Raw genomic sequence first — 12214 nt, 5'->3', positions numbered from 1 at the left:
AGGAGCCGCCATGTCCAGGCCAACCGACTTTGCTCACGCTACTGAAACAGATTTGAAACGCGCCGTTCTGTACCGGATGGTGATGCCGGAACATGTCTGTCCGTTCGGCCTTAAGGCACGCTATCTTTTGAAACATGAGGGCTATGCCGTCGATGACCGGTGGCTGACGACCCGCGGCGAGCAAGACGCCCTCAAGGCCAAATATGGCGTTGTGACGACACCACAGATTTTCATCGAGGGCGAACGGATCGGTGGCTATGACGCCCTGCGCCGCTACTTCGGACTGCGTGTCGCTGATCCCAAGGCCACGCCGTACACGCCGGTCGTTGCGGTATTTGCGGTAGCTGCACTGCTCACGCTTGCCATCAATGCACTGACCAGTGTGCCGTTGATTGGCCTGCTTGGCGCGGGCCGCTTCATCGCGGTTTCGATGTGCCTGCTTGCGATGCTCAAACTACAGGATCTTGAGCGCTTCTCATCGATGTTCCTCGGCTATGACCTCCTAGCCCGTCGCTATGTCCCCTATGCGTATGTCTATCCGTTTGCCGAACTGGCCGCGGGCATCCTGATGCTCGCTGGCATCCTGACCTGGTTCTCGGCGCCCGTAGCGCTAGTCATCGGCGGGATTGGGGCGGCATCGGTGTACAAGGCCGTATATATCGACAAGCGCGATCTCAAATGCGCGTGTGTCGGGGGCAGTAGCAACGTGCCACTCGGGTTCGTGTCGCTGACCGAGAACGTCATGATGGTAACGATGGCGCTTCTGATGGGCGCGACGGCAATTACTGGTTAGGCGCTGGGTAATGGGCCATGGGCAACTCACTCCGCCAGTCATGGCCGAAAGGTCTCGCCGACGCGTTGCCCGACAAAAACTCTTACGACGGCACGTGAGATAGCCGCACTTTCGACACTGTCTGTACTACGAAGCCGGCCATCAGTGCGGAGGCGACGAGCGGCATCATCAGGCCACGGCTCGCGGTGGTCTTGGAGATGCGGCAAACGGCAGCGAAACGATGCCGATCGTAATCGCCCCCAAGGATCGCGACATGCCGTTACCAGATCGGCGCTGTCGGCCCGTGCCGCTTCAGGAGGACGTGGGCGGGAGCCGGGTCGTCCTCGCCGTGGCTCAGCCCTCCGCCGGCGCGCCGACGAACACGGCGACGAGGCAGATGAGGCCGATCGCGACGAAACCAATCCGCTGTGGGATGGTCCCCGCCCCCCGATTTGATCGACACGAGCAACGCCAGCACGCACTGCATCGCGTAGAACAGCGCGAACGCGCGCGATGAGAGCGCGACGACCTCGAACGGATCGGTCAGCCAGACGACGAGGATCGCCAGCGCGCCCGCCAGCGTGAAGGCGATCGGCACGCTGATCTTGCGGCGTGAGACCTCGTTAACCAGCCCGCCCGAGCCGATCGAGTCCGCGACCGCCGCGCTCAGCTGGCTGGACACCGCGCCGATAAGGACGAAGATACCCATCGCAGGTGCAATCAGTTCCATGATGTCGAGGATCCCGGCAACGCCTTCGGTCGCCGCCGCGCGCGACAGGAACGGGGTAAGCAGCGCAATGAAGGCGAGGTAGATCCCCGAGGCAATCCACTGCGCATGCCGCATCGTCCGGATCCGCATCTCAGGTGGATAGTCATGCCCGAGATAGCGCGACGTCTCGAACCCTTGCACGGTGATGATCAGGCCGAGCAGCATGGGGATGCTAGCCCAGGAAAGGCGAACTGGCGGCAACGGGTCCGTAATGCCGTTGGATGCCCAAGCGATCCCCAGCGCGACGAGGAGTCCGGCGATGATCCCGATCTTGATCGACACCGTGCCGTGCGCAAGATGCTCTACCCGTCTGAGGCTGCCACCTAGCGCGAGCAGGGTCATAAGGACGATGATGACGGTCACGATGACGTTGGCGGCGACCGGCTGCCACGCCGGGTCGATCGTAACTGGCTTGAGCGAAAACTCGGCGAGCAGCTTCAGGTAATAAGCCACGGATACCGCATAGGCGAGTGAGAGCACGCCCTGAGTTATACGTGCGGTCCAGGCGATCGGATCGTTGAACGGTGCCTTAGCGAGGTGGTTTTCGACGTGGACGATGTTGAAGCGGATCACCCAGCCAGCAGCGTAGGCGATCGCCAGCAGGGTCGCCATTGCTAGGATCGCGGCGCTGCCGAACTCGCGTGCAAGCAAAGGGCCGCAGATCAGGAAACCTGACCCGATGATCGAGGCAAGCGGGGTAACGGTCGCGCGCCATGCGTCGCTCCGCGCGAATTTGCTGAACGTGAGCGCTAGCGTGACGATCAGGGCGACCACGAGTGCGATGGCGACAATCATGCGGTGCCTCCTAGCCAGGCCTGACTATCGCGCAGCCGGCGTTTGTAATCGGGTTGCGTGAGCGCGCGCAGCAACTCGTCGGCGCGTTCGAGAACGGCATCGCGGTTCGCGCCCTTCAGCGCGCCATCGGCGAGGTCGCGGAACTGGCTCGCTTGCTTGGCGAGGACCGCAACTCGCGATAGGGCGTCGCAGCTAAGCGCTACGTCCCCCAGCGCGGCCAGAAACCGCTTGCCCGCGATCATGTCGGCGGACGCGTATTGCGCCAAAGCACCGAATGCTCGGTCGATGAACCCGGCGAAGGTCAACGGATGCGCAATTACCCTTAACTGCCCATCGTCGTCAGCCCGCAGCCGTGACGGTAGGTCCCGCCGTGCTAAATCGGACAGCGCCGCCCCGAGCCAGTCGAGACAGGAATTGGCGGTAAACGGATCATTGACCCCCCGGAGACAGAGCGCGTGCTGCAATCTCGACCAGTTCGTCGATGAGAAAGCGCAGATCCTGCATGCCGGTGCGTCGCGAGCCGATCGCGAACGCAGTGCGTAGCGCCGTCTGCGCATCCTCAACCAGCGCCTCAGCGGGCCAAGCCTCGACCAGAACGCTGCCGCGATGCGCAAAATCACCGGACTGGTATTGCAGCCGCAGTATCAGTCCGTTGTCGCGGGCTGTGCCGAGCAGCGTCTCGTCGTCGATCAACTGGATGTAGCCGGTATGCTTGGCACGAATGACAGCCCGGCGCTCGACTGCGGCCGCGTTGGCATTGGGGCGGAATGCTTCGGGGATGCGATCAGCGTCCTCGCGTTCGTCGAGTGGCTTGCCGACGAACACCGGAAAGCGCTGATCGATCTCGGCGATAAGCCGATCGCCGATACGTTCGATCACGCTGTTGATGTGGATGCGACTGGGAACGTGATGGATGAAGTAGATCAACACCGCGATCGAACACAGGACTAGGAGCACGCCGACCAGGACCGCGAGCTGCGGGACGAACGCCGGCTCGCCCGCCGCCTCGCCCGGCGACCGGATCGTCCGCACGACGATCAGCGAATACAGGAAGGTCGCGATGAATGTGCCGAGCGTCACCTGGTTGCCGCGATCGGACATGAAGTTGCTCAGCAGCCGCGGCCCATATTGCCCCGAGGCATAGACGACGGCAGCAATCGTCACTGAGAAGGTCGTACCGGCGACCCCGATCATCGACCCGCCGATCGACGACAACAGGCTGCGTGCCCCAGCCGGGCGAGCCGCATAGAGCCATGGCAGTCGGTCCATCCAGTCCGTCGCATGATGGCTGTCGAGCCACACCATGCCGGCGGCGAGCAAGAGAGCCGCGACAGCCATGACCGTCGGGACGAACCAATAGCTTTCGCGCAATTGATTGGCGAAACGGAGCAATCGTGCCCTCATCGGGTCGTTTCCTTGGCTGTCAGATATTCGAGGACGCGCTTGATGGTGCCGCCCTGGACGATGACGGAGAAGAGGACGACGACATAGGTCGCCGCGAGAATGACCGACCGCGCTGGGCCATCGGGAAGACCTAGCGCGAGCGCGATCGAGATGCCGCCACGCAGGCCGCCCCAGATCAGTGTGACCGGCGCGACGAGGCCGTAGCGATGCTTCGGGCGTATCGCGCGCAGCGGCAGGATGACCGACAGCGAGCGCGCCGCGAGCGCTAGCGGGATGGCCGCAACGCCGAGCACGAGTAGGCGCAAATCACCGGGGATCGTCACCACCTCCAGCCCGATCAGCAGAAACAACACGGTGTTGAGGATGTCGTCGATCAGGTCCCAGAATTTATGCAGATAGTCGCGCGTCCTATCGCTCATCGCGTGCGCGACGCCGGCGTTGCCGATGATCAGCCCCGCGACCGCCATCGCCACCGGGCCGCTCGCATGGAGCGGCCGCGCGACCGCATAGCCACCCATGACAACCGCCAGGCTGATCATCACCTCGACCTTATAGTCGTCGATCGAGCACATCGCGCGATAGGCGATCCAGCCGATTGCGAGACCGAGCAGGATGCCCCCGCCCGCCTCGATCGCGAACAGTTGCACGCCATGTAGAATCGAGAACGGTTCGCCCGATACGGCGGACGCTAGCAGGATCGAGAAGACGACGACGCCGACACCGTCGTTGAACAGGCTCTCGCCTGCGACGGTCGCCTCCAGCGCGGGCGAGACGTCGGCGCGCTTCAACACGCTCATCACCGACACCGGATCGGTCGGGCTGATCAGCGCACCGAACACGAAGCACCAGATCGCCGGCAATTCGAAGCCGATCGCGCGGGACAGGAGAAGGAAACCACCGCCGACCAGCAAGGTCGACAGCACAACGCCGACGGTACTGAGGACGAGGATCGGCCAGCGCCCGCGCGCCATCTCGTGCCAGTCGACGTGCAGCGCGCCGGCAAACAGCAGGAACGAGAGCATCCCGTCCATCAACGTTGTCTGGAAATCGATCCCGGCGATGAATTGCACCACGTCGTGACCGAAGCCCGCACCCGGAAACACCCGGTCGAGCCCGACGACGATCAGCGAGGCGAGCGCGCCCATGATGGTCAGCCCGATCGACGAGGGCAGCTTGAGAAATCGAAAGTTGAGATAGCCGAGTGCTGCTGCCAGCACGATCAGGATCGCAGCGGCATCGAACGGCGTGAGCGCCAGGCCGCCGATCACTGCGCGATAGCCGTTACGCCGGTGACGAGCGCGAAGCGCTGGCCTGCCGGCGGTGCGGGAACGGGCTTGATGCCTTGTCCCCGGATCATCGTCGCAATGGCGAGCGCCCGGCGTTCAGTAAGGTTGGGGGTTGCCGGTGCCGCGCCCGCCGGCAGGCCGGGCACGCCCAGCGCCGGTATGTTCCAGCGCCGTGCTGCCCAAATCGATGTCGCTACGGCTGATCGCGCAGTGCCGTCGAGTGCATCGACGTTATCCGCAAAGGCGATCTCGGGCAGCGGCCCCTGCGGTGGCACGATCACCACAGACCAGCCCTCCGTTTCAGCCGCAGAACGAGCTTCCAGCGTCCGATAGGTCGCGACGGTAGCACCCGGTAACGCTGCGGCCGACGCCGTCGCGCGGCGATGGTCACGGTCGATCGTCACGTCGTCGGCCGCGATACCGGTCACAAGCGCAATCATTTTGACGAGCGACGTCATCCGCTGCGCCTCGGGGCTAGGAGTATCGGCGGCCTGGCGAAGCTCCTCGCGTTGCGCGTCCAGCGCCCCTGCCCCCGGCTCGAGCAGGATCTGGTCGAGATCGAGCCGGAGGGGCCGGCCCAACGTCTCCATCAGCGCCGCCTGTATCATCGGCGTCTGCTGCATCTTGCCGCGCGGCGTGATCACCACCGCGCGCACGACCAGCGGATCGGCGGTGAAATCGAGATCGACTTGCGTGACACGCGCTTCGTCGCTGAACCTGGCCGTCAGCAGCGAGCGCGCCTGCGAGACGGCCACGGCCTCCCGACCGATCCTGTTGAGCGATATGCCCAGTGGGATCGCCATCGCAACGAACACCAGCAGCAACACGATCGTCTGCATCCAGCTCTGCCGACGCGACAAATGATGGCCGAACCCATAGAACCGCGCCATTGCCGTCGCCGACAGCGCGATAGTAATGAAGTTGGTGACGAACAGCGCAAACGCACCCGCTGCCACGGGCATGTTGCGTGTCGCAATGCCGTAGCCGACGACGGCGAGTGGCGGCATCAATGCAGTGGCAATCGCGACGCCTACGATCGTCTCGCCGCGGCCGCGGATGATCGCGAAGCTGCCCGCCAACGCCGCGAACAGCGCGACCGCGAGGTCGAACAAGTTTGGCCTGGTCCGCGCGACGATCTCCGCAGTCGGCGCCTGAAGCGGCGAGATCGTGACGATCAGCGCGGTGAACAACACCGCGACGATAGCCCCGAGCGCCAACGCCTTGAGCGATCGTCGCAGCTCGCGAAAATCGAAGAGCGCCAGGCTGAACCCGAAGCCGAGAATTGGGTTCATCAGCGGCGAGATCAGCATCGCGCCGATCACCACGGCCGGCGACGACAGCAGCAGACCGAGTACCGCGATACCCGCCGACATCATCGTCATGAACGCATAGCGCGGCGACCAGCCGCTTTCCTCGACGATCCTGGCGATCACCGATTCATGATCGACCGGCGCTACCACCGACCTGCGCCACCAGCGGTACAGGGCCAGTCGCGCCAAGCGATCGGTCAGATCGGAACGTTCGACTGCAATACCATTCATCCCTCGGGCTTATGCCCCGCGGTCATAGGAACGTCACCCTCTGCGCCGCGGCCTCGACGCGGAGGCGGGTTCGCCCCCTGCAGGCCATCCTTCGCGCTGCGCCTTCCGATCGCCGTCGGTCGCTTCGCTCTGGTCGTGGAACAGCATGACGGTGGTCGGATACGGCAGGTCGATCGCCGCTTCCTTCGCGGCCTTATAGAGCGCGAGGATCACGCGCGCCTGGATGTGCGCGACGTTAGTCCGCTTGGATTCCGTCCACCAGCGTGCGCGCAACGTGACATAGCTGTCAGCAAGTCCCCAGGGGAGCACTTCGGGTGCGGGGTCCGCCTCGACGCCGTCGACCTTGGCGATCGCCTCGGTAAAGATCCGACAGGCCTCTTCCGGATCGTCGCCATAGCCAATGCCGACGTCGAACTGACTACGGCGCGTCGGGAACGCGGTATTGACGATGACGGGCGAGGTATAGACGTCCGAATTGGGTATTATGACCCGCCGTCCGTCATAAGTCTTGATGAGCGTCGCGCGGCTCTGAATGTGTTCGACCGTGCCCTCGAAATCCTTGACCACGATCTGGTCGCCGCGCCGGTACGGCCGGTTGGTCAGCAACAAGATGCCGGCGAGCAGGTTCTGGAGAATATCCTTGAACGCAAAACCGATCGCAACCGAACCGATGCCGAGGCTGGAGATGATCGTCGCGGGCTGCACGCTCGGAAAGATAATAACCGATGCGATCAAAACGGAGGCGGCGACAATCAGGCCGAACACAAGTGATGACAGCACCCCGCCCAGATCGACCAGACCTTTGTGATGAAAGCCCTTGCGCAGGCCGTTCGCAACAAGTTTGCCGATGAACCACGCCGCCAGCACGAAGACGATACCGCCGAGGATATTCGGTAGTTGAAGGAAGAAGTCGTTCGACGCGACGTGAAGCTTGGCGACGATCAGATCGAGCGGATTTCGAACCGGCGGAGGCGTGACGGGCTGCATCTATAGCGAACGGGTTGTCGCTAGTGTTGTTCCGCTGGCGTTACGGCTTGCTTATCGGATGAGCCACTTAATCGCGAAGCAGGGGGGCCAAACCACCGGTCATATTCATTGCTTCTCCGAATTTCACGAACTCGGAGAAGCAATAATCAGCCGCGGCATACACCATCGTGTTGGGCTGGTATCTGATCGGCGTCGCCAAGATGGCAAAGGCCGCGGACAACACTGAGACAATGAGCGCGCGCGGATCGTTGCCCGGCGTGTGCGGGCTGATGCCGCGTCGCGCCGGTATGCATTTCCGCCGTCTGAATATAGCCCGCCGAGCGCTCAGCCCGCCTCGACCCGCACCGGCACCGATTTCGATGCCGGCGTCTTCGACAGCTGGTCGTGATGGCCGATCGGAACGAGCACGTTGCACTCGGGATAATAGGACGCAATCGTCCCGCGCGGTAGCTTGTAAGCTGTCAGCGTCAGCCCCCCCGAGCCTGCGGTCCTGCCCATCATCGGCATCGGCGTCGACATCGGTGACCAGCGTCACGCTCTGGCCATCATGGAGCCCACGCTCCTCGATATCCTCGGGGCTCATCAACACGATGTCACGAGACCCCTCCAGCCCTCGCAGGCGATCCGAATAGCCATAGATGGTCGTGTTGAACTGGTCGTTCGATCGCATCGTTATCAACCGGTAGCGCCCCGGTGCATCCTTAAACCCGAGCGAGTTCAGCTGGCCGGGCGCCGTGAACACCGCCTTGCCTTCGGGCGTCTTCCAGATCCGTTCATGCGCGCCATTGCCGCGGTAGAAGCCGCCAGCCTCGTACATCCGCGCGTTAAAGTCGCGGAAATCGTCGGGATAGGTGTGCTCAATCAGGTTGCGGACGAGCCCGTAATCGCCCGTCCATTCGTCCCATTTCAGACCCGCGGATGGCGCCACCGCCGCCTTGGCGATGCCGGTCACGATCGCAAGCTCGCTCTTGACCATGTCCGATACCGGCGCGGTGTGACCGACCGACGCGCTGATCATCGAGAAGCTGTCTTCGGTGGTGATGGACTGGTTGCCGGTCGCCTGTTCGTCGACCTCGAACCGGCCGAGGCACGGCAGGATATACGCCTGCTTGGCGGGAAAGAGATGGCTGCGGTTGAGCTTGGTCGAGATCATCACGGTCAGGTCCTGCGCCGCCCACGCCTGCTCCATGCGCTTCTGGTCGGGCACCGCGCGAACCAGGTTGCCGCCGAGCGACACGAACGCGCGGACCTTGCCCGCGAACATCCCCTCGACCGCCTCGACGATGTTCATGCCGTCCTTGGTCGGCGGATCGAAGCCGAACAATTCCTTGAGCTTGTCGAGCGGCACGAGCTTAACCTTCTCGGCGATCCCGACGGTGCGCTGGCCCTGCACGTTGCTGTGCCCGCGCACCGGGCAGCAGCCCGCACCAGGCTTGCCGATGTTGCCGCGCAGCAGCAACAGGTTGACCAGCATCGCGATGTTGAGCGCGCCGTGCGTGTGCTGGGTCAGCCCCATGCCGTACACGCCGATCACCTTTTCGGCGGCGATGTAGACCTGACCAGCGTCGCGCAATGCCGCTTCGGTCAGCCCCGATTCCTGCTCGATCTCGGACCAGCTCACGTCGCGGCACGACTGGATGAAGTCGTCGAAGCCAGTGGTGTGCTGCTTGACGAAGGCATGGTCGATCACCTCGGCCTTGCCCGCCGCCTGCGCCGCGTCGTCGGCCTCGACCACGCACTTGCACAGCCCGAGGATCGCGGCGACGTCGCCGCCCGCCTTCAGCTGGTGATATTGATCCGATATCTTGGTTTCCTTGCCGGTCAGCATCGCCGCGGGGCTTTGCGGATCGACGAACGACACCAGACCCTGTTCGATCACCGGGTTGAACGTGACGATCTTGCCGCCGCGATCCTTCAGGTCCTTGAGCGGATGCAGGAACCGGGGGCTGTTGGTGCCGGGATTCTGCCCGAAGAAGAAAAACGCGTCGGTTTCGGCCAGATCGTCCCAGACGATCGTCCCGACCGGCGAGCCGATCACTTTGGTCAGGCCGACCGACGTCGTCTCGTGACACATGTTCGAACTCTGTGGCAGGTTATTGTTGCCATAGGTCCGCGCCAGCAGCGCATAGAGATACGACGCCTCGAGTCCGGCGTGGCCCGACGCGTAGAACACCGCGCTCTCGCGATCGATCGACTGGAGCGTGGCGCCGATCGCCGCGAACGCATCCTCCCAACTGACCGCAACGTAGCGATCGGTTGCGGCGTCATAGCGCAGCGGATGCGTCAGCCGCCCGGTCTTTTCGAGATCGTGATCCTTCCAGTCGCGCAGCGCTGTGACCGTGTGCGCGTCATCCTGCCAGAATTCTGGTGTGCAGCGCGCCTTGGTCAGCTCCCACATCGTCGCCTTCGCGCCGTTCTCGCAGAATTCGAACGCCGAATAGTTTGCGGGCTTCGGCCATGCGCAGGACACGCACATCACGCCCTTCGGCTTGTTCAGGCGACCAAGGCTGCGCACCGCGCCACCCGCAGGCCAGGTCTCGCCAAAAATCTGCGAAATCCCTTTCATCGAGCCCCACCCACCAGCGGGTCCAGAATCGTGCGGAAGATCCTTCTGGTCGGCCATGCCTGACATCCTTGCGTGTTGCGACTTAGTAACTGGATTCATTTGGCTTATGCCTCATCGAATGTCTGTGCCTGTTCGCCGCGCTTGTCACCAACCATATTATTGCCCGACCAGCGGCCAGAACCACGCGATCAAGGGCGTCCCAAACACGATGACGACGAACGACAGCGGCAGACCCAGCCTCCAGTAATCGCCAAACCGGTAGCCGCCCGGCCCCATAACCAGCGTGTTGCACTGGTGCCCGATCGGGGTCAGGAAATCGCACCCGGCGCCCGTCGCCACAGCCATCAGGAATGGATCCGGGTTAAGGTGTAGCCCCTTCGCCACCAGCACCGCGATCGGCCCCAGGACCAGCACGGTCGGCGCGTTATGGAGAAACGGCGAGCATGCCATCGCCGTCATCATCAACACGCCCAGCACCATCAGCGCGGGAATACCCGTCAGCATGTGTGACAGACCCGCGGCGATCAGCCCGGTGCCGCCGGTATGCTGGACCGCCTCGCTGATCGGTGTCAGCGCGCCGATTAGCACGAGCACTTCGGGTTCGAGCGCGCCGTACGCCTCGCGCATCGGCAGCGCGCCAACCGCAACGATGGCGACCGCGGCACCAAAGAACCCGGCGACGACGGGAACGACGTGGAACGCAATCAGGAGGATGGCAACGATGAGGGATTGCGATCGGCCCGAAGCGCTGGCGCGTATTGCCGAGCTGCACGCGGCGCTCCGCAAGCGGCAGCAGCGACAACGACCGGACGAAATCGGGCAATGCGGACTCGCCCGCCTGCAGCAGCAGCACGTCGCCGCCCTTGATGCTGATCTCGCGCAGTCGCTCGGTAATCCGCTCGTCGCGCCGACCGACTGCGAGAAGCTTGACACCGTATTCGTCCTGCATCCGCGTGCGCCGGGCAGATCCACCGATCAGCGGCGAATCCGGCTGCACGACCACCTCGATCGATCGCACCTCCTCATTGGGCTTGGCCTTCTCAACGTCATTGTCGGGCCGCACGGGCAACAGAGGCAAGCGTGAGAACAGGCTGGCAAGGGCTTCGTCGTCCCCCTCCAGGATGAGGATCTGGCCTGCGACCAACGGCGCATCCGCGTCCGCCTCGATCCGCTCGGCATTCGAACACTCAATCGCCGACAGGGTCACGCCGTCATTGGCCAGATCGAGATCGGCGATCGTCTTGAACGTATCATCAAGCGTGTCGGGAACCGTAGCCTCGGTCGCATACGCGGCGTCGGCCGCACTCTCTTCGATCGGCGTATTACCCTGTCGGTCGCGCGGTAGCAGGCGCCAGCCGACGCTGACAAAGACAAAGCCCAAGGCGGTCAGGGACAACCCAACGGGCGCGAAATCGAACATTCCGAACGGCCGCCCGATTGTTTCCTCGCGGACCTGGCTGACGATGATGTTGGTCGACGTCCCGACCAGCGTCACCAGACCGCCGAGCAGCGACATGAAGGCCATTGGCATCAAGAGCGCCGAGGCCGAGCTTCCTTCGGAACGCCCGAGCTTGATCGCGGTCGGCATCAGGATCGCGAGCGCGCCGACGTTCTTTGTCAGCATCGACAGAATCGCGGTCGCTCCCGCCAGTGCTGGTACCTGCGCCGGCAACGACTTGAGCCGTGCCAGCACCGGGGCGATCGCGGTTTCAATCACGCCCGATCGCGCGATCGCCGCGCTGATGATGAGAGCGGATGCGATGATCACGACAACGTCGCTGGTGAAGCCGGTGAATGCAGCCTTCACAGGTACTATACCAATGGCCATCGCAACAACGAGCGCGACGACTGAGACCAGATCGTAGCGGAACCGTCCCCAGGCGAACGTTGCTACCGTACAGGCGATCAACATGAAGGACAGGATCTGCGGCGTCGTCACATCGTCGAACCTTCTATGCGCGACGAACACCTCGAGGGGCGTTCGGAATATCGGCCGGGTTGACGCGCAGGCAAACCGATAAGCGTTGCCAACTCCTCCGTACCGCAAGAACGCATGCGAAAGCGCAATGGGTGCCGTCGCTTAGCACTGGGCGA

General features: G+C 63.4%; 8 protein-coding genes and 2 pseudogenes. 1 reads left to right on the top strand and 9 read right to left on the bottom strand.

Going from position 1 to position 12214, the window contains the following annotated elements; translation table 11 throughout:
* Nucleotides 1-10: 10 nt before the first annotated feature.
* Nucleotides 11-793, top strand: coding sequence for a glutaredoxin (locus NHF48_RS01105; RefSeq protein ID WP_253069957.1), 783 nt, complete (start codon nt 11-13; stop codon nt 791-793).
* Between the two features lie 259 nt (nt 794-1052).
* Here the strand turns inward: NHF48_RS01105 and NHF48_RS01100 are convergent, their stop codons facing one another.
* From NHF48_RS01100 to NHF48_RS01060, 9 genes and pseudogenes are all read right to left on the bottom strand, one after another.
* On the bottom strand, nt 1053-2336 hold the full coding sequence (locus NHF48_RS01100; RefSeq protein WP_253069763.1) for a hypothetical protein: 1284 nt from the start codon (nt 2334-2336) through the stop codon (nt 1053-1055).
* Nucleotides 2333-2800, bottom strand: a complete 468-nt coding sequence (locus tag NHF48_RS01095) for a DUF2254 family protein (RefSeq protein WP_253069762.1) — start codon at nt 2798-2800, stop codon at nt 2333-2335. The genes NHF48_RS01100 and NHF48_RS01095 overlap by 4 nt, the downstream gene beginning before the upstream one ends.
* Entirely contained in the window at nt 2766-3674 is a 909-nt protein-coding gene (locus NHF48_RS01090) for a DUF2254 domain-containing protein (RefSeq protein WP_263816579.1), read from the bottom strand. Before NHF48_RS01090 ends, NHF48_RS01095 begins: the two co-directional genes overlap by 35 nt.
* Before the next feature lie 62 nt (nt 3675-3736).
* On the bottom strand, nt 3737-5008 hold the full coding sequence (locus NHF48_RS01085) for a cation:proton antiporter (RefSeq protein WP_253069760.1): 1272 nt from the start codon (nt 5006-5008) through the stop codon (nt 3737-3739).
* The gene (locus NHF48_RS01080; RefSeq protein WP_253069759.1) at nt 5005-6567 is read right to left on the bottom strand and encodes a DUF389 domain-containing protein; all 1563 of its coding nucleotides are present in this window, start codon (nt 6565-6567) and stop codon (nt 5005-5007) included. The genes NHF48_RS01085 and NHF48_RS01080 overlap by 4 nt, the downstream gene beginning before the upstream one ends.
* Nucleotides 6568-6600: 33 nt before the next feature.
* Nucleotides 6601-7554, bottom strand: a complete 954-nt coding sequence (locus NHF48_RS01075) for a mechanosensitive ion channel family protein (RefSeq protein ID WP_253069758.1) — start codon at nt 7552-7554, stop codon at nt 6601-6603.
* Between the two features lie 324 nt (nt 7555-7878).
* Nucleotides 7879-10177 (bottom strand): annotated as a pseudogene (locus tag NHF48_RS01070) (FdhF/YdeP family oxidoreductase).
* Nucleotides 10178-10276: 99 nt separating this feature from the next.
* A complete protein-coding gene (locus tag NHF48_RS01065; RefSeq protein WP_263816609.1) occupies nt 10277-11053 on the bottom strand; it encodes an SLC13 family permease in 777 nt (258 codons plus the stop codon).
* A 298-nt stretch (nt 11054-11351) separates the two neighbouring features.
* Nucleotides 11352-11948 (bottom strand): annotated as a pseudogene (locus NHF48_RS01060) (SLC13 family permease); the annotation flags it as partial.
* Nucleotides 11949-12214: the final 266 nt, after the last annotated feature.

The organism is Sphingomonas sp. H160509 (assembly GCF_024124765.2).
In the GTDB taxonomy this organism is placed as follows: Bacteria; Pseudomonadota; Alphaproteobacteria; order Sphingomonadales; family Sphingomonadaceae; genus Sphingomonas.
This window is presented reverse-complemented; position numbering and strand designations above follow the sequence as displayed.